The sequence below is a fragment of the Aliarcobacter faecis genome (assembly GCF_013201705.1).
Classification (GTDB): Bacteria; Campylobacterota; Campylobacteria; order Campylobacterales; family Arcobacteraceae; genus Aliarcobacter; species Aliarcobacter faecis.
The window spans coordinates 1,698,273-1,716,965 of sequence record NZ_CP053837.1; the positions used below are offsets into that span (position 1 = coordinate 1,698,273).

Sequence of the window (18,693 nt, forward strand, 5' to 3'; positions counted from 1 at the left end):
ATTTTTTGCTGAACACTCCCCAAAAACAACCACCTGCAAAATAAGCTTTTTTCATAGTTTGTTCTTCATTTTGTGGAACAAAAGTTAAAGATAATGAGTTTACACAATGCCTTGTATTTTTTGCTGTAAGCCACTCTCCTTTAAATATATGACCTAAATGTGCATTACAAGTAGCACAAACTATCTCTATTCTTCTTCCATCAGCATCAGGAACTCTTTTTACAGCTCCTTTTATCTCATCATCAAAACTAGGCCATCCACAATTTGACTTAAACTTATCATCACTTTTATATAATGGCGTATTACATCTTTTACAAAGATATGTTCCTTTCTCATAAAAATTATTATAAATTCCAGTAAATGGTCTTTCTGTCCCTTTTTGTTCTATTATATACTTCTCTTGTTCGTTTAATTCATTAAATTTCATAGATTTTTTTCCTTTAAAATAGTATGATACAACTTTTAAATATTATAACCAAAGGCATTTTAAATGAAAGAGAATTTACTTATTGTTTGGACAAATGGAGATTTAGATGTTGCAAATAAATTTCCACTTCTATACTCAAGTGTAATTTTAGAGAGAAAGTATTGGAAAACAGCACATTTAATGCTTTGGGGTCCATCTATTTTACTTGTAAAAGATTATAAATATATTCAAGATAAAATTAAACAAATACAAGAAACTGGTGTAAAGATGAGTGCTTGTGTTGTTTGTGTTGATGATTATGGGGCAAGAGAAGAGTTAGAAAAACTAGGAATAGAGGTAACACATACAGGAGAATTTCTTACAAATGCTCTAAAAGATGAAACATTTAGTGTTTTAACTATCTAATTTTATCTATAAACTTTAGAATTTCATTTATCATAACAGAAGTTATTCCCCAAATAACTTCATCTTTCCACTTATAAACCCAAACTTTATGATTTTTATCTCCCCATGCTTCATGATATGTTTTTGGTAAACCTAAACTCTTACTTGGAAAATACTCTATCTTTTCTCCCTTTTCATCTATTTCATACGGAATTACCAAATGTTTTAAAGTATAAATTTCTGGTTTTGTTTTTTTAAAAAACTTTAAAGGAATAAGTAAAATCTTTTCAACCTCATTTTTATCTATTTTTAAATTTTTTAGAGCCTTTTTCTTGATTTTCCCTACAAAAGGTTCAATTATTACTCCAATAGTTGTAGAGTAAGTATCTAATTGACCAATTATTTTTATATCTTTTTTCTTTAATCCTAACTCTTCATAAAGCTCTCTATAAACTGTATCTTTATAATTTTTATCAAATCTCTTATCAAAACCTCCACCAGGAAAACAAATATCTCCACCTTGTTTAATATTTATAGCTCTTTTTTGGAAAAGTAGATGTATAACTCCATCTATATCTACAAGAGGAATTAGAACTGCACTATTAAAAAACCTATCTCGACCTAATATATTTGGATATTTTGGAAGAGATTTTTTAAGCTTTTTTAAACTTTTTATTTCCATATTAATTTTTATTTCTCTTTTTCTAAATATTCAATTGCATTTATCATAGTATTTATAATTTTTTTCAACTCTTTTTTGCCTATATTATAAGCAACTATTGAATAAAAAAGTTTTCCAAAAGGTCTTAACCAAACTTTATTTTCTACACAAAACTCTTGAAGTTTTGCTGCATTTGTATCATCTTTTAGTTCAACAACCCCTATCACACCTATACATCTTACATCTTTAACTAAAGAGCTTGTTTTTAGAATCTCTAATTTTTTCTTAAAATATTTTTCTATTTTTAATACTCTTTTTTGCCAAGAAGAGTTTAAAAGTAAATCAATACTAGCATTTGCGACACTACAAGCTAGTGGATTTGCCATAAATGTTGGTCCATGCATCAAAACTCCTATAGAGCTAGAAGAGATTACATCACTTATATCTTTTGTAGTAAGCATTGCAGCCATAGTAAGAGTCCCACCAGTTAATCCTTTTCCAATAGTTAAAATATCTGGTTTGATATTTGTATGATTAAATGCAAACATTTTTCCTGTATGTCCAAAACCTGTTGCTATTTCATCAAAAATCGTCAAAATATCATATTTTAGGCAAAGTTCTTTGGCTTTTTCTAAATATTCTGGATTATATATTCTCATTCCACCAGCACCTTGAACAACTGGCTCAAGAATAAATCCTGCTATATCTTTATGATGCTTTATTAGTTTTTCTTCTAAATCTTTCAAAGCTTCATCAAAATCTGCTTTAATCCCAAGATTTGGAGCTTTTACAAAAATATTTTCACTTAAATAATCCCCATATAAGCTGTGCATTGAATTATTTGGATCACAAACACTCATAGCACCTAGAGTATCTCCATGATATGAGTTTTCTAAAGCTAGAAATTTATATTTTTCTCTTCCTTTTGCTTTTTGATACAATATAGCAGTTTTCAAAGCAACTTCAACTGATACAGAGCCACTATCACAAAGAAAAACTGAGTTAAGTTGTGTTAAATCTACTAATTTTTTTGCCAAAATAGAAGCTGGTTTATGAGTTAATCCGCCAAACATAATATGAGGCATAATTTTTGCTTGAGTTTTTAATGCTTTATATATTTTTTTATTATTATAACCATGAATTGCACTCCACCATGAACTCATTCCATCTACTAAAACAGTTCCATCTTCTAAATAGATTTTAGATTTTTTTGTCTTTTTTACAGCCCAAATAGGACTTTTTGAAGGCAAAGAGTTATAGGGATGCCAAAGATGATTTTTATCAATTTCTATATAGTTCAATTACTAATCCTTTTTTACAGGTTTTAAAACAATAGTTAGTTTTGCACCTTTATACTTAATATTTTCATACTTAAACTCATAGTTTGTTATAAAGACCTCTCCATCCATATGTCTTGAAATTATCTCTTTTGACATATAAAGCCCAATTCCTGTACCACTACTTTGATGTTTAGTTGTAAAATAAGGTTCAAAAACTTTATCCAATATCTCTTTATTAACACCCAAAGCATTATCATAAATCTCCAAAAGAACTTTACTATTTTTCATTTCTAAAGAGATAAATATTAGTTTATTCTCTATATTATTTTGTATAAAGGCATCTTTTGAGTTATTTAAAATATTGATTAATACTTGAATAAATTCTGTTTCATATCCTAAAACATTTATATTTTTAGGTTTATAGATAATTTTTATTCCATTTTGAACAAAATTCTCACTTATTAAATCTAAACATTTTTGTATACAAGAGTTTAAATTAAAAATCTCTTTAGACTTTTGTGGTTTAAAAAAGTACCTAAAATCATCTATTGTTTGAGAGAGATATTTTGATGTATTAACTATATTATCAACTGTCTTTAAAAGTTCCTCATCTTGTAATAAATCCATCTGTTTTTTTACTTTTATAGAGCTTGCACTTGTAGATATAAAAGATAATGGTTGTCTCCATTGATGTGCTATATTCTCAATCATCTGTCCCATAGAGACCATTTTTTGTTGCTGAGCTAAGATTCTATCTTTTTCTTGGCTTTTATCAAGCTCTTTTTTTATTCTTATTGATAATCTTTTATTTATATTTTGAAGCTTTTTTATCTTCAAATCAACTAAATATTTTAATCTTCTATTAGCTTTATTCAATAAAACTTGTCTATAAACCCCTAGAATAAAGATAATCAAAACTACAAATGATATCTCTAAAAGTAAGATATAATTAAACTCTTTTTTATTCTCTTTAATTACCCATTTATTTAAAATCTCATTAGAATTTAATTTGTCAATTGATAAAACAGCTCTATCTAGTATATTTGCTAAAACATTATCATCTTTTAAAACAGCTAAATGAATATTTTCATTTTCATCAAGTTTTGCAGATATTTGAAGTTTTGACATATAATTTGTCTGAATTTGATACCAAGAGTTTTGCATAAAATCAATATGTGCAAAATATTCGTTTGATAAAACCTTTTTAAATCCATCTTCTAAACTTTTTACTGTAACAAACTCTATATTTTTATACTTTTTTTGTAATTCATTAAAAAAAGCATAATTCTCTACAATTGATATTTTCTTGTCTTTTAGATTTTTTAAATCATCAATAAAAGTTTCACCACTTTTTGTTGTAAGAACTAAAGGTAAATTTAAGTAAGCTCTAGTAAAAGAGAGGTACTCTTCTCTCTCTTTTGTTTTTATTACCATTGGTAAGATATCACATTTTTTAGATTTTATAAAATCTAAAGATTCACTCCACGAATTTGTTTGAATAAGTTTTATTGGTTTTTTTATTAAATTTTCAACCAAAGCTATATAATCTGCAATAAAACCTATAAATTTTCCATCAACAATATCACTATATGGCATAGTATTTGGAATTATACAGATATTTAAAATATCTTTTTCATTTAAATAATTTTTTTCAATAGGAGAGATAACAAAATTATTATCAGCATTAAATATAAAATCACTTAAATCTATACTTTTATCAACTAATCCTAAAATATTATATAAATCATATATTCTTTTTAGTTTTTCGTATTTAATCTCACCCAACTTTGTAGTTTCATAATAGGATAATTTTTTTAACTCATTTGCTTCAAAAGTAAGTTCATCTTTACTCAATTTCTGGCTATTATATTTATTTAAAATAAGTTCTACTGTTTCATTTATATTTGTATAGGCATATTCCCAACCCTTTAAAGTCGCATTTTTAAATAATATTACACTATTTGGATCAGATTGTATTAACTCTTTATTTGTATATAGTAGATCACTATACATATCAAAACCATAATCTTTTGGAGAGAAGCTATTGTATTGGATACCAGATTTTTTTAGAAAAAATGGTGCTTTTGAAGTATATGCTGAAATTAAATCTGTTTTATTATCTATTAAATCTTTAATGTTATGTGAATGTGGAATAAATTTTAAAGATTTTATATCAACTTTTTTTGAGACAAGCATCGCTTTTAAAGAAGCTTCTTCCGCATCATCTCTAGTAGTCATAACTCTTTTATTTGCAAAATCTTCAATTCTTTCTATCTTTACTTTTGAATCTTTTTTACTAATAAGTATCAAAGGAGATGCTTGAAAAATAGCTGCTAAAGCTACAATATTTGGATATTTAAGTTTTTCTAAAATAAGATTTTCTCTACCAATTGCAAAGTCTATTTTTCCATTATTTACATCTTGTATAATTTTCTTATCAAATGAAAATGGTAAAATATCTACATCTAATCCTACTTCTTTGTAAAAACCTTTTTCCTTAGCTATATAATAACCAGCATATTGAAACTGGTCAAACCAAGCCAATTGTAAAGTTACTTTTTTTAATTCTGTTGAATTTAAATTTGTAGCTAAAAACACAATTATAAGTATAAATAACTTTAATTTGTAAAAAGAATTCAAAAAAATAACCTTTTCGTTAATTGATTTAAGTATACAAAAAATTTGTTAAAAATAGAGCTATAATTTATGCCAAAAGATTATTTTGGCATAAATAAATATTTTTTAATGTAAAAAGTGTCTAATTCCTGAAAAATATAAAGCCATACCATACTCATTTGCAGCTTCAATAATCTCATCATCTCTGATACTTCCACCTGGTTCAATAACACATTTAACTCCAGCTTTTTGTGCTTCATCAATACTATCTCTAAAAGGGAAAAATGCTTCACTAGCAAGCACTGCACCAGTAACATCAAGCCCCATATCATTAGCTTTTCTTAAAGCTGCTTTAGAAGCATCAACTCTTGAAGTCATTCCCATACCAACAGCAACCATTGCAGAGTTTTTTACATATACTACACAATTTGATTTTGTTAAACTTGCTATTTTATAAGCAATCTCCATATCTTTTACTTCTTGATCTGTTGCAACTCTTTTTGACATAAGTTTTGAATTTCTTACTTCATCACAAGCAACTCTATCTGCATCTTGATATACAAATCCACCATCAACTCTTTTAAAGTCAATTTCATCATTTGATAATTCTAAATATTCAGTTCCTTGTTCAAAAAGTTTAATTCTTTTTTTACTTTCAAAAACAGCTACTGCTTCAGGTGTAAACTTTGCAGCAAAAATAACTTCCAAGAAAATCTCATTCATCTTTTCAGCTAACTCTTTATCAACCGTTCCATTTACTGCTACAACTCCACCAAAAGCTGAAATTGGATCACACTTTAATGCTTCAATATAAGAGTCTAAAAGTGTATCTTTTATAGCAAATCCACATGGATTTCCATGTTTTACTATACAAACTGCTTTATCTTGTCCAAACGCAGCAGCAATTTTTGCAGCTCCAGAAATATCTCCCATATTATTAAAACTAGCTTCACCTTTTATCGTTTTAAATTTAGTTGAGAATTGTTTATCAAACTCATATAAAGCACCTTTTTGATGTGGATTTTCTCCATATCTTGTATCAAATACTTTACTTCCAACAATAAACTGTTTTGCACCAAAACCATTATTAAATCTTCTATTCATATAGTTTGCAATCATTGAATCATAGCTAGCTGTATGTTCATAAGCTTTTATCATCAAATCTCTTCTAAACTCTAAACTATTTGTATTATTTTTAAGGTTATTTAACACTAAATCATAATCAGCAACATCTGTAACAATAATAACACTATCAAAGTTTTTAGCTGCACTTCTTACCATTGCTGGTCCACCAATATCTATGTTTTCTATAATCTCTTCAAAATCATCAGTTTTTTCTATAGTTGCTTTAAATGGATATAAATTTACACAAACTAAATCAATTCCAGTCACTCCTAGCTCTTTTGCTTGGTCTAAATGTGATTGTTTATCTCTTCTATGTAATATCCCACCATGAATATATGGATTTAAAGTTTTTACTCTTCCTTCAAAACACTCTGGAAATTTTGTAACTTCGTTTGCTTCGATAACTGAAACACCTTCATCTTTTAATTTATTATAAGTTCCACCAGTTGAAATAATCTCGAAACCAAGTTTCACAAGCTCTTTTGCAAAATTTACAACTCCACTTTTATCACTTACACTAATTAATGCTCTCAAACTTTTTCCTTTTATTAATTTTTAAAAATAAAAAAAGCCAAACCCATAACTTTATAGGTTCGGCTAATCAAAGATTTTTATTGATCTTGCTCTATTACTTCTTTAAATCGATTAAAGTAAACTTTACTTAATTTATCTAACTCTTTGAAAATATCGTTTATTATAACTTTATCTCCACCAGTTTTTCCTATTTTTATATAAGAAATACCGTTTTTAGAAGCTACTTTTTCAAATGCCTCACAATTTTTAGGATTTACTTCAACTATTGCTCGACTTAAACTCTCACTAAAAATATCTTTACTATCATCTAAAGAGATATTTACTTCAACTCCAATATTTCCAACAACAGCCATTTTTGATAAAGATATAGCAATTCCACCAAGATTTACATCTTTTGCAGATTTTAAAAGTTTTGCTTTATTTGCTTCAATTACAGTATTCCATAAGGCTAACTCTTTTTCAAAATCAACTTTTGGATGAACTCCTGCAACTTTTCCATAAAGTTTTTTAAGATATAAAGATCCACCAAATTCACTATAAGTATCTCCTAAAAGATATAGAATATTTCCGTTTTCTTGAAGTTTAGCTGGAAGTACATTAGAAGCATCTTCATTTACTCCAACCATAGCAATTGAAGGAGTTGGGAAAACACTTACTCCATTTGTTTCATTGTATAAAGATACATTTCCACCAATAACAGGAGTATTTAAAGCTCTACAAGCATTTTTAATTCCCTCACAACTCTCCTTAAATTGCCACATAACTTCTGGATTTTGTGGATTTCCAAAGTTTAGACAATCTGTAATTGCTTTTGGAACAGCTCCACTCATAGCTACATTTCTACCACTTTCCATAACTGCAGCAGCAGCTCCTAATTGAGGATTGATATAACAAAATCTTGTATTACAATCAGCACTCATAGAAAGAGCTTTTCCAGTCTCTTTAATTCTAATAGTTGAACCATCAAGACTTCCTGGACCTTTTATTGTATTTGTTTGTACCATTGAGTCAAATTGAGTATAAATCCAAGATTTATCTACAACTTCCATATCTGAAAAAAGTTCATCAAAAGCGATTTGATTTGAAATTTGTTTATCTAAAGTTATATTTGTAATCGTTTTTAAATACTCTGGCTCACTAACTGGTCTATCTAAAACTGGGGCTTCTTCTGACACAGGTTGAACTGGAACATCAGCAACTTTTTCTCCATGCCAAAATAGTTCCATATTCCCACTACTTGTAACCTCTCCAATAACAGCAACATCTAATTCCCATTTTTGGAAAATATCAATAATAGCTTGCTCACAACCTTTTTTAGCACAAATCAACATTCTTTCTTGTGATTCACTTAACATAAAATCATAAGGAGTCATTCCCTCTTCTCTAGCAGGAACTTTATCTAAGTGCATAATCATACCACTTCCACTTCGTCCAGCCATTTCAAAAGAAGATGATGTAAGACCGGCTGCTCCCATATCTTGGATACCAACAATTAAATCAGATTTAAATAGTTCTAGACAAGCTTCAAGAAGTAATTTTTCAGTAAATGGATCTCCAACTTGAACTGTTGGTCTTTTACTTTCACTATCTTCATCAAAAGATGCAGAACTCATAACAGCTCCACCAAGCCCATCTCGACCTGTTTTACTTCCTACATAAATAACTGGATTTCCTATTCCTTCAGCTCTTCCATAAAAAATCTCATCAGCTTTTGCCAAACCTAAAGTAAAAGCATTTACAAGATTGTTCCCAGCATAACACTCTTCAAAAGTTGTCTCTCCACCAATAGTTGGAACTCCCATACAGTTTCCATATCCACCAATTCCAGCAACAACACCTTTTAATAAATATCTATGTTTTTTAGCAGTTTCGCTATCTCCTTCAATTGAAGCAAATCTTATAGAGTTCATACTAGCAATTGGTCTAGCTCCCATTGTAAATACATCTCTTAAAATCCCTCCAACTCCAGTTGCTGCTCCTTGATAAGGTTCTATAAAACTTGGGTGATTATGTGATTCCATCTTAAATACAGCAGCATAACCATCTCCAATATCTATAACTCCAGCATTTTCTCCTGGTCCTTGAATAACCCAAGGAGCTTTTGTAGGAAAACCACTTAAATATTTTTTACTTGATTTATATGAGCAGTGTTCGCTCCACATAGCAGAAAAGATACCAATTTCAACATAGTTCGGTTCTCTTCCTAAGATTTTTTTTATATGTTCAAATTCTTCTTTTGTCAAAGAGTGAGCAAGCGCTATCTCTTCTACTGTTAGCTCTTTTTTTTGCATTTTTCGCCTTAAATTTTTTCGATATTTTAAGGCGATTGTATCTAAAAAGAGTTAAAAAAGTTTTTAATCTTCAGTTAGGATTTGTAGTTTATTATTTGATACTTCTACAAAAAGTTCTTTTTTACCATAAAATTGAACACTAGGACTAACATACTCTTCATCCATTAAAACTCTATACATAGTTTTATCTAAAGAGTTTGGATAAGGAGAGATATCAATATTAAATAAATTTATAGTTTTATTTTCATTTTTTGCAAAAATTTGTCTTTTTTGATTTGAAAAAGTATTAAAATCACTTCTATCTGCCCTTTTAAAATCTTTCGAGTAAAATGATAAATACTCTTCAATATTTGAGTATTTCCAAGCATCTTTCCATTTATAAATCGAACTTAAAATAATTGCAATATCATCTTTAGTTGCTTTTTTTAACTCATTATGACTTGTTATTAAAACTGTTTTTTTTAAATTTATATTACTATCTAAAGATTTTAATCTCTCATTATCAATAGCTAAACAACCTTGTGTAAAGCTCTCTCTATCTCCATTTAAAGGCATCCCATGTATCCAAATTCCATGGCCTTTTTTATTTAAACTTTGATCAAAGCTATTTGGATATGAAGTTACTAGGGCAAATGGTCCATAAAATTGATCAAGTCCAGTTTTTTTCTGAAGTAAATCATAAGAACCTTCAGGAGTTTTTTTATCCCCTTCTAAAAGCTTATCACCACTATTTTCACCAATTATCATTTTCTCTTTAGAGATTAATTTATAATCATCTTCCAAATTTTCAAATATACTTAACTCTTTATTCTCTTTTTCTGCAAGAATCACATATTTATTGTACTCATAATAACCATACTCAACATTTCTTTTTTCTAAATATTTTTTCCAAAAGTTTACATCTCTTAAGTTTTTTTCAAGTTCTTGTTCAACTGCTTTAATCCCTTCCATTCTATAAATATCCATCAACTCTTTTGCATTTAAACTCAATGCTAAAATTAAAAAAACTACAATTTTAAACAATTTTCTTACTCCATTTGTTCTTTAAGTTGCGAAATTGTATAATCAATACCCTAATTTTTTAATAAAAAAAGAGATAAATTATGAGAAAAGTTATTATATTTACTATTTTATTTATAAATACTCTGCTTGGTGCTCAAATTGAAGAACTTAGCTGGCCAAGAGGAGAAACTTTTTTAACATTTTTAGAAAAATATAAAATTCCATTAAATTTATACTATGACCTTGAAAAAGAAGATAAAGAACTTTGTAGTGAAATTCAAGCTGAAAATAACTATTTTTTATATACAGAAGATAATGGAGATTTAAATCAAGTACTAATTCCAGTATCTAGTGATATTCAACTTCATATTTACAAAGATAGCTCAAATAATTATAAATTCCAAACTCTTCCAATAGATTATGTTGAAAATTCAGAATTTGTAGCCATAGAGATAAATGAGTCAATTTCAAACGATATCTTTAAAGTTACAGGTAACTCTTATCTTTCAGCAATAGTTCAATCCCTATTTAAAGGGAGTGATGTAAACTTTAGGAAGATGCAAAAAGGTGATTTTATAGCTATACAATATACTCAAAAATCTTATTTGGGTAAACCTTTTGGAATGCCAGAAATTAGCTCAGCTATGGTCCAAATAAATAAAAAACCCTATTATAGATTTAAATATTCAAAAGATGACAAATACTATGATGAAAAGGGTGTTGGATTTACTCAAACTTTTTTTTTCCAAATCCCTTTAGCATACTCAAGAATTTCTAGCCATTTTACAAATAAAAGATATCATCCTGTTTTAAAACGATATAGAGCCCATTTAGGAACAGATTTTGCAGCACCTACAGGAAGAAATATCTATGCTGCGGGAGATGGAAAAATTGAATTTGTAGGAACACAAGGTGGTTATGGGAAAACTATTATAATAAATCACCAAAATGGCTATAAAACTCTATATGGTCATCAAAATGGCTTTGCAAAAGGAATTAGACAAGGTCAAATGATAAAAAAAGGGGAACATATAGGTTATGTTGGTTCAACAGGACTTAGTTCAGGTCCTCATTTACATTTAGGTATGTACAAAAATGGTGTTGCAATTGATGCCTTAAGTGTTATTAAAAAACCTCAAACTGATGGGCTTGAAGCAAAAGAGAAAGCTTCATTTTTGGCAAATTCTCAAAATATTATAAAAAGATTTGAAAAAGAGATAGCAAATGAAAATAGAACTCTTCCAAATAAATTTGAAAGAACAAAAGATAGAAGCGAAATTAATGTGATGTAAAATAGAACAAAGGTTCTATTTTACTTCTGAAAAGATGCCGAAACGATAGATAAAAACTCATCTTTTGTTTTTTTATCACTTTTAAAAAGTCCTCTTAAAGATGAAGTTATAGTAGTTGAACATATTTTTTCAACTCCTCTCATCTCCATACACATATGTCTTGCATCTATAATAACTGCAACACCTTTTGGTTTTAAATATTCATTTAAAGCATCACAAATTTGCTCTGTCATCTGCTCTTGAATCTGTAATCTTCTTGCAAAAACATCAACAACTCTTGGAATTTTACTAAGTCCAACAACTTTGCCATTTGGAATATAAGCAACATGAGCTTTTCCAATTATTGGTAACATATGATGTTCACAAAATGAGTAAAATTCAATATCTTTTACAACAACCATTTCATCATTTGTTGAAGTAAATAATGCCTTTTGAATAATCTCTTTTGGAGATTGTTTATATCCACTACACATAAATTCAAAAGCTTTTCTTACTCTTTTGGGAGTATCTAAAAGTCCTTCTCTTTGTGTATCTTCTCCTATATATTCTAATATATTTTTTACTGAATTCTCAAATTCAAGCTCTTTATCCATAATAAATAATTCCTTTTAAAATTTTTATATCCAACCTTTTTTTCTAAAGATTATCAAAGGTGTAACAGCTGATAAAATCATAACTCCGACTGAAAATAGATACCCAAATTCCCAATCAAGCTCAGGCATAAGATGAAAGTTCATCCCGTAAATACTAGCAACAAGTGTTGGTGGTAGGAAAATAACATTTACAATTGTAAAGATTTTAATAACCTTATTTTGTTCAACACTTAAAAGTCCTACAAAAATATTTTGTAAATAATCAAGTCTTTCAAAGTTAAAATTTGTATGATCTATTAATGACCTAATATCTTTTAACATAATAGGAAGTTCACTTTTATCCTCAGTTACTCTTTGAGATTTTAGCAAAGAGTTTAATATTCTTTGCTTATCTGTAAGATTTTCTCTTATTTTCATATTTAAATTCTCAAATATTGACATCTGTTCCAATAAATCTTCATTATCAACATCATCATCAAAAGCTTGTTTTCTAATTGCGGCTATATCTTTACTTAAATTTTCAATAATATCAGCATCTGCATCAATTCTAATATCAATAATCTGACTAAAAATAGAGTACCCAGTTTTATATTCTCTTGGACTTGCGAGAAGTTTTTTAATTGAAGTATTAAAACTTGCTAGTTTTTTATACCTAATTGATATTAATAAATCCCCTTGTAAAATAAATGAAACTGTCTCATTTACAGGATCTTTATTATCATTTATCAAGAAGTAACTATTTATCTCTATTCGATTTGCTTCTTCCCAATATCGTGAACTAAGCTCAATCTCTTCACTCTCTTGTTTTGTTGGAAACTCTATATCAAATATCGATTCAATAGTCTTTACTTCATCAATTGTTGGAAGAAGCATATCAATCCAAATAACACTTTTTCTATCTTCTATATCTTTTAGATATTCCATACCTTCTATAACAGTAAGTCTATTTCCCTTTTTTACATAGCAACTAATCAAACTTACTCCTTTTAAAACTATTTTATAATATTTCCCATATCCCAAATTGGAACAAATATTGCTATTACTATCCAAAGTATTAAAATCATAATAAATACAAGAAATGTTGGTTGTATTAATGATATCAAAAAACCTACTCTCTCATCAAATCTATTTTTGTAAATCATTTTAATTTCACTAATAACTAAAGGTAAAGAGTTTGAAACTTCACCTGTATTTATTAAATTTAAAACTATATCATCAAATATTTTTGATTCACAAAAAGAGATATTTATAGATTTCCCATTTTCTAAAAAATTATCAATAATATATATTTTATCTAATAGATATTTGTTTTCTAATAAAACTTTAGAGCTTTTAAAACATTTATGAAACTCAAACTGTGATTTTTGCATAATCTCTATTAATAAAAATAGCTTATAAAGTTGCAAAGATAAATTTATATCTTTTAGTAAAAAAATATTATTTATCAATATTTTATCAATGAAATATTCTACTTTTAAGCTTTTTTTATAAATAAAATAAAAAACTATTGATAAAAAGAGTATGCTCAAAATGAAAAGAAGATAGTAGTTTACAAAAAAATACTCAAATTTTAGTAAAAGTTCTGTTGCCAATGGGAGTTCACTTTGACTTTGCATAAATATAGTTTTAAAATTTGGAACAACAAAAAGAAAAATTGATAATAAAGAGATAAAAAAGGTAATTAATAGAAAAATTGGATATGAGATAGCTTTATAAAATCTCTTTTTTATCTCATTTATCTCTATTAATAGTTTAGATATGGCTTCAATATTTAAAGCTATATCTCCTCCTTGGAATAAGATTTTTGAGAACTGTTTAAATAAAGGATTTATTCTAAAATTATCAAAATTATTTTTAACACTATTTTGTTCTATAAAACTATTTTTTAAACTCTCTAAAAATAGTAAAACATTCTTATCTTTCTTATTTTTGATTAAAATATCTATTGCATCAGCTATATTTATATTTGAAGATAACATTAAATTTAGTTCATAAAATAGTAAATTCAAACTTTTATCATCAACTCTTATCTTTTTAAAATAGTTAAAATCAAAACTTCTTTTTAACTCAATAATTTTTAAAATATTTTTGGGCTTTTTTTCTATATTTATATCATTACACTCTAAAATCAGCTCTTTAATATTCTGATTTTTTTGATAAATAATTTTATATTTTTTCATATATTTACCACTTTTAATACCTCTTCTTTAGAAGTTTTATTCTCTCTTACCTTAAGCATTCCATCATCTTTCAAAGTTTGAAAATTTATACTTTTTAAGTAGTTTAAAAACTCTTGTTTATTTGATTTTTTAAAAATCAAACTAGATAGTTCATCATCTATTTTTAATATCTCAGCAATAGAACTTCTCTCATAATATTTTGTAAAATTACAAAAACTACAACCATTTGAAGCACACTTTATACAATAATTCAAAACCAATCTTTGAGCCATAACTAACTTTAAACTAGTAGCAATTAAAAAAGGATCTGCTTTTAAATCAAGTAATCTTGTAATTGTTTCAAGAGAACTATTCGCATGAATACTAGCAAGTACTAAATGTCCAGTTAATGAAGCTTGAAGAGCGATATCAAGTGAAAATTTATCTCTTATTTCTCCAATAAAAATAATATCTGGATCTTGCCTTAAGATATTTTTCAAAGCAAGTTCAAAACTAAGCCCTATTTTGCTATTTACTGGAATCTGATTTATAGAAGGAATTTTATACTCAACTGGGTCTTCAATAGTTATTATTTTTTTATCTTCACTATTTAACTCTTTCAAAATTGAGTATAAAGTTGTTGTTTTTCCACTTCCTGTTGGTCCACTAATTAAAATCAATCCTGAACTTATTTGTAAATTATTTATTAAAATTTCATAAATATTTTGACTTAATCCCAAAGTTTGAAGGCTTTTATCTATATTTTTACTATCAAGAACTCTTAAAACCAAAGATTCAGCCTCTATTGTAGGCATTGAAGAAAACCTAAAATCATACTTTTTATCTCTGATATTTAAAGAGAATCTTCCATCAAGAGGAAGCCTTATTTGGGTAATATCCAAATTTGATAAAAGTTTTAAATAAGAAGATATTTGTGAGAAATAACTAAATTCGATTACAAAAAATATCTTTAATTTTCCATCAACTCTAAATTTAAAGAGAGCTCTATTTTCAAACTTCTCAATATGCATATCACTAGCTCTTTTCTCTATTGCAAAAAGTAAAATCTTTTCAACAAACTCTTTAATATAACTATCTGTACCACTATTTATCTTTTGTAAAATCAAAAATAGCTCAATTTTAATCTCTAAATTAGAGAGTAAAAATAGAATATCTAGCTCATTTACTTCAACAAAATTTAGGATTTTTGAAAAATCATCTTTTATAGTTTGTAAATTTGAACTTTTACAAACAGCTAGTTTTAAGCTAATTGAATCTTCTAAAATAGGAACAACTCTATTTTTTATAAAATAACCTTTCTCATACTTTGTAAAAAGTGAATAATTAATCAAGGTTTTTAAGATATTTTGCATAAGACAACTCCAATTTTATCTCTTCATTTTTATTTTTTAAAACCACATAATCTCTAAAAATTTTTATTAATTTAAAACCATTTATCTCTTCATTTTTTTTAACCCAAATTCCATTTATAAATGCAAAATCTCCTACAATTGCATTTATCTTAAAATCTATTTTTTCTATCTCTTCAAAACTATTTTCTACTTTTTCAATCTCTTGATTATTTTGGTTAAATTCTAAATTATCTTTTAAAAATACTCTTTCATATGAAGTTTGTGTAGATAATTTTTTTATAAAGAATTTTGAAAAATCAACTTTTAGATTTACTAAATTCTTATTTTCCTCTTTTTTATAATTTATAAATTTAATATTACTAAAACTATTTAATCTCTCAATTTGAGCTATAAATTCAAAAATATTATTTAATTCTCCACTAAAACTTAAAAATATTTCTAGCTCTTTTTTCTCACTTTTTATTATAAAAATTGTGTTCTCTTTTGCTAAATTTTCAATTTTTGAGATAATTTCTAAAATATTCTCTTTCATTTTTCTATTTCCAAGCTCATAATTTTCTACTTTAGGAGTTATATTTTCATTTTGAATTTGAGTTTTATCAAAAAATATAAAGAGTAAAGATATTATTAACATTGGCAAAATATATAGTTCAATTTTTGTCTTTTTTGAACTATAAATAAATTTTTCATTCAAATATTTTAACATCTAAACTAGCCTTAAAGATATTTTTATCCTCTATAAAATCTATATTTGAAGATGAAAAAACTATCTCATTATCTTCTAAAAATTTATAAATATCTTCTTTGTTTTTTGAATTTACCTCTAATTTTAAGATATTTGTATCAAACTCAAAACCTATTAAATTTAAATTTTTTTGATTTAATTTATAAATTATTTTTCTAGCTTTATCTTCAAAACTATTAAATTTATAATTCTCAAGAATATTACTTGTATCAAAATTTTGAACATCACTTTTAATCTCTATATTTTCATTTGGATAAAAAAATAAAGTAAAAATAGTCAAAATCAACAGATAAAAAATATAACTAAAAAATGAGTAGTTTTTATTTAAATCAAAAAACTCTATACTATTCTTATTCTTACTTTGTAAGAATTCATCTTTTTTTAAATATAAACTCTCTTTATCTATAGTTATAAGAGTTTGTAAATCTATTTGAAAATTTTTATTTAAATAACCCATAAGTTCAACTATTTTTATATTCTCTTCTATTTTTTGCAAATAGTAGAATTTACTATTTTTGAATATTAAAAAGTAATTTCCATATAAGAAAGCTATTATATTTTTTTGATTATTCTCTTCATAAATTTTAGAAAATAGTTCAAGTTCGAGGTGTTTGAAATTACTATTTAGTATCAGAAGTTGATAAATTCCCAACTCATTTATGTAGTTTAAAATAACTTTTGAGTCTTTAGAAAGGTTTATATATTTTAGTTCTAAAAAAGTAGAGATAAAACTTTTTAAGTTTTTCTTCTCTATCTCTTCACTAGCTTCAATCTCTATGATTTCGATATCTTCAATGCTATAAAAACTATCCATTTTAAGCTCATATTTTAGAATCTTTAAAAAAATAAGTTTATAAAATTGTAGCTTAAAATAATATTTTAAATTATATTATTGAATTTCTATATCATATCCCATTGATTTTAAGGCATCTTTATTTTTTGTCCAGTTTTTCTTTATACTTACAAAAAGTTCCAAATAGCACTTTTTACCACTTAATTTTTCTATTTTTATTCTTGCAGCTTTTCCTATTCTTTTTATTGCAGTTGCATTTTGACCAATAATCATACCTTTTTGAGTATCTTTTTGCACAATTATAGTAGCTTTTATCACATCAACATTTACTTTTTCTTCAACTTTATTTACAACAACATCTGTTTCATAAGGGATTTCATCACTAATATTTTCAAAAATTGACTCTCTTATAAACTCTTTATAAATATCTCTTAAATGCTCTGTTGTCATAATTTCTGGGTCAAATAAATATGGATGTTCTGGTAAATATTTTACAACCTCATCTAAAATATCAGCCTTTTTTGTAGCTTTTTTAATTGACACAGGAATAATAGCTTCGTAATTTTCACTATATTTTTCATACTCTTTTAGCTTTATCATTAATTCATCACTATTAATAAAATCTATCTTTGTAAGAAGTAAAATATGCTTTGTATTTTTTTTATTTTTCTCTAAAAAATCTTCATAATATTTTAAACTATCAGTAACTGGAGCTAAAAAAAGTATTAAATCACAGTCTCCCATAGCTTTTAAAGCCTCTTCAAGCATAAATTGATTTAATAATTTTTCAGTCTCATGAATTCCAGGAGTGTCCACAAAAATAATTTGGTCATCTTCATGCATAACAATTATATTTGATCTTCTTCTTGTTGCATTTGCTTTATGTGAAACCATCGCAATTTTTTCACCAACAAGCCAATTTAGAAGTGAGCTTTTCCCAGCATTTGGACGACCAACAACTGAAACATATCCACATTTTGTCATATTTTTTTGCCTTTTTTTAATTTTATATTTTATATTACCATAATTTTACTATTTACTCTTTTTATGCTTTTATAAATCTCTTTTCTATTTCACCTTCACTAAGCTCTATATTTTTTTCATTTAAAAAACCAAAGTAATATTTTTCATCTTTAAATGTAACTTCAATAACTAAAATATTTTTATCTTTATGATTTTGTACAAATTTTTCAATAGCTTCTAAAGGTCTATTTTTCCAATATTTTTCTATTTCACTATTATTTCCAACATCAAAAAACATACAATCCTCACACATAGAAAATATATACTCTCCTGAACCTTCATAAATTTCTAAAGAACCACTATCATGATCTAATTTTTCATTTGTAAATGGACAAAAAAGTTTAAAACTTCCACCAAATTTATCTATATTTATCTCTATTTTATTCATACTCTTC

The 18,693-nt window shown here is 26.4% G+C and carries 16 protein-coding genes and 1 pseudogene; 2 read left to right on the forward strand and 15 right to left on the reverse strand.

What is annotated here, in order from left to right; all coding sequences use genetic code 11:
- Nucleotides 1–70 precede the first annotated feature (70 nt).
- A pseudogene (locus tag AFAEC_RS08605) lies at nucleotides 71–427 on the reverse strand (methionine-R-sulfoxide reductase); the annotation flags it as partial.
- Nucleotides 428–490: 63 nt separating this feature from the next.
- Here AFAEC_RS08605 and AFAEC_RS08610 point away from each other — a divergent pair.
- A complete protein-coding gene (locus tag AFAEC_RS08610) occupies nucleotides 491–832 on the forward strand; it encodes a DsrE family protein (protein WP_026806237.1) in 342 nt (113 codons plus the stop codon).
- Here AFAEC_RS08610 and AFAEC_RS08615 read toward each other — a convergent pair.
- The 6 genes from AFAEC_RS08615 to AFAEC_RS08640 form a co-directional block, all read right to left on the reverse strand.
- On the reverse strand, nucleotides 825–1,493 hold the full coding sequence (locus AFAEC_RS08615; protein ID WP_026806238.1) for an NUDIX hydrolase: 669 nt from the start codon (nucleotides 1,491–1,493) through the stop codon (nucleotides 825–827). The genes AFAEC_RS08610 and AFAEC_RS08615 overlap by 8 nt on opposite strands.
- Before the next feature lie 8 nt (nucleotides 1,494–1,501).
- Nucleotides 1,502–2,773 carry an adenosylmethionine--8-amino-7-oxononanoate transaminase gene (gene bioA / locus AFAEC_RS08620; protein WP_026806239.1) on the reverse strand — a complete coding sequence of 424 codons (1,272 nt, stop codon included), beginning with the start codon at nucleotides 2,771–2,773 and terminating at the stop codon, nucleotides 1,502–1,504.
- A 3-nt stretch (nucleotides 2,774–2,776) separates the two neighbouring features.
- Entirely contained in the window at nucleotides 2,777–5,392 is a 2,616-nt protein-coding gene (locus AFAEC_RS08625) for an ABC transporter substrate-binding protein (RefSeq protein ID WP_034216582.1), read from the reverse strand.
- Nucleotides 5,393–5,494: 102 nt separating this feature from the next.
- Entirely contained in the window at nucleotides 5,495–7,027 is a 1,533-nt protein-coding gene (gene purH / locus AFAEC_RS08630) for a bifunctional phosphoribosylaminoimidazolecarboxamide formyltransferase/IMP cyclohydrolase (protein ID WP_026806241.1), read from the reverse strand.
- A 77-nt stretch (nucleotides 7,028–7,104) separates the two neighbouring features.
- The gene (purL, locus tag AFAEC_RS08635) at nucleotides 7,105–9,318 is read right to left on the reverse strand and encodes a phosphoribosylformylglycinamidine synthase subunit PurL (RefSeq protein ID WP_026806242.1); all 2,214 of its coding nucleotides are present in this window, start codon (nucleotides 9,316–9,318) and stop codon (nucleotides 7,105–7,107) included.
- 63 nt (nucleotides 9,319–9,381) lie between these two features.
- Nucleotides 9,382–10,341 carry a L,D-transpeptidase family protein gene (locus AFAEC_RS08640; protein WP_026806243.1) on the reverse strand — a complete coding sequence of 320 codons (960 nt, stop codon included), beginning with the start codon at nucleotides 10,339–10,341 and terminating at the stop codon, nucleotides 9,382–9,384.
- An 80-nt stretch (nucleotides 10,342–10,421) separates the two neighbouring features.
- Between AFAEC_RS08640 and AFAEC_RS08645 the strand changes: the two genes are divergently transcribed.
- Nucleotides 10,422–11,612, forward strand: a complete 1,191-nt coding sequence (locus AFAEC_RS08645) for a peptidoglycan DD-metalloendopeptidase family protein (RefSeq protein WP_026806244.1) — start codon at nucleotides 10,422–10,424, stop codon at nucleotides 11,610–11,612.
- Nucleotides 11,613–11,632: 20 nt separating this feature from the next.
- Here the strand turns inward: AFAEC_RS08645 and folE are convergent, their stop codons facing one another.
- The 8 genes from folE to AFAEC_RS08685 form a co-directional block, all read right to left on the reverse strand.
- Entirely contained in the window at nucleotides 11,633–12,205 is a 573-nt protein-coding gene (gene folE, locus AFAEC_RS08650; RefSeq protein WP_026806245.1) for a GTP cyclohydrolase I FolE, read from the reverse strand.
- A gap of 24 nt (nucleotides 12,206–12,229) precedes the next feature.
- Entirely contained in the window at nucleotides 12,230–13,180 is a 951-nt protein-coding gene (corA, locus tag AFAEC_RS08655) for a magnesium/cobalt transporter CorA (RefSeq protein ID WP_026806246.1), read from the reverse strand.
- A gap of 17 nt (nucleotides 13,181–13,197) precedes the next feature.
- A complete protein-coding gene (locus AFAEC_RS08660; protein WP_026806247.1) occupies nucleotides 13,198–14,385 on the reverse strand; it encodes a type II secretion system F family protein in 1,188 nt (395 codons plus the stop codon).
- A complete protein-coding gene (locus AFAEC_RS08665; RefSeq protein ID WP_026806248.1) occupies nucleotides 14,382–15,737 on the reverse strand; it encodes a GspE/PulE family protein in 1,356 nt (451 codons plus the stop codon). The genes AFAEC_RS08660 and AFAEC_RS08665 overlap by 4 nt, the downstream gene beginning before the upstream one ends.
- Nucleotides 15,709–16,443 (reverse strand): hypothetical protein, encoded by a 735-nt coding sequence (locus tag AFAEC_RS08670; RefSeq protein WP_026806249.1) that lies wholly within the window; start codon nucleotides 16,441–16,443, stop codon nucleotides 15,709–15,711. The genes AFAEC_RS08665 and AFAEC_RS08670 overlap by 29 nt, the downstream gene beginning before the upstream one ends.
- The gene (locus AFAEC_RS08675; RefSeq protein WP_026806250.1) at nucleotides 16,424–17,296 is read right to left on the reverse strand and encodes a hypothetical protein; all 873 of its coding nucleotides are present in this window, start codon (nucleotides 17,294–17,296) and stop codon (nucleotides 16,424–16,426) included. Before AFAEC_RS08675 ends, AFAEC_RS08670 begins: the two co-directional genes overlap by 20 nt.
- A gap of 75 nt (nucleotides 17,297–17,371) precedes the next feature.
- On the reverse strand, nucleotides 17,372–18,259 hold the full coding sequence (gene era, locus AFAEC_RS08680) for a GTPase Era (protein WP_026806251.1): 888 nt from the start codon (nucleotides 18,257–18,259) through the stop codon (nucleotides 17,372–17,374).
- A 61-nt stretch (nucleotides 18,260–18,320) separates the two neighbouring features.
- Nucleotides 18,321–18,686, reverse strand: a complete 366-nt coding sequence (locus tag AFAEC_RS08685) for a hypothetical protein (protein WP_026806252.1) — start codon at nucleotides 18,684–18,686, stop codon at nucleotides 18,321–18,323.
- Nucleotides 18,687–18,693: the final 7 nt, after the last annotated feature.

Excerpts from the sequence above, each read along its gene's own strand:
- AFAEC_RS08610 (WP_026806237.1), top strand. The coding sequence starts at position 491 with ATGAAAGAGAATTTACTTATTGTTTGGACAAATGGAGATTTAGATGTT.
- AFAEC_RS08615 (WP_026806238.1), bottom strand. The coding sequence starts at position 1,493 with ATGGAAATAAAAAGTTTAAAAAAGCTTAAAAAATCTCTTCCAAAATAT.
- purL (WP_026806242.1), bottom strand. The coding sequence starts at position 9,318 with ATGCAAAAAAAAGAGCTAACAGTAGAAGAGATAGCGCTTGCTCACTCT.
- AFAEC_RS08645 (WP_026806244.1), top strand. The coding sequence starts at position 10,422 with ATGAGAAAAGTTATTATATTTACTATTTTATTTATAAATACTCTGCTT.
- folE (WP_026806245.1), bottom strand. The coding sequence starts at position 12,205 with ATGGATAAAGAGCTTGAATTTGAGAATTCAGTAAAAAATATATTAGAA.
- AFAEC_RS08660 (WP_026806247.1), bottom strand. The coding sequence starts at position 14,385 with ATGAAAAAATATAAAATTATTTATCAAAAAAATCAGAATATTAAAGAG.
- AFAEC_RS08665 (WP_026806248.1), bottom strand. The coding sequence starts at position 15,737 with ATGCAAAATATCTTAAAAACCTTGATTAATTATTCACTTTTTACAAAG.
- AFAEC_RS08670 (WP_026806249.1), bottom strand. The coding sequence starts at position 16,443 with ATGTTAAAATATTTGAATGAAAAATTTATTTATAGTTCAAAAAAGACA.
- AFAEC_RS08675 (WP_026806250.1), bottom strand. The coding sequence starts at position 17,296 with ATGGATAGTTTTTATAGCATTGAAGATATCGAAATCATAGAGATTGAA.
- era (WP_026806251.1), bottom strand. The coding sequence starts at position 18,259 with ATGACAAAATGTGGATATGTTTCAGTTGTTGGTCGTCCAAATGCTGGG.
- AFAEC_RS08685 (WP_026806252.1), bottom strand. The coding sequence starts at position 18,686 with ATGAATAAAATAGAGATAAATATAGATAAATTTGGTGGAAGTTTTAAA.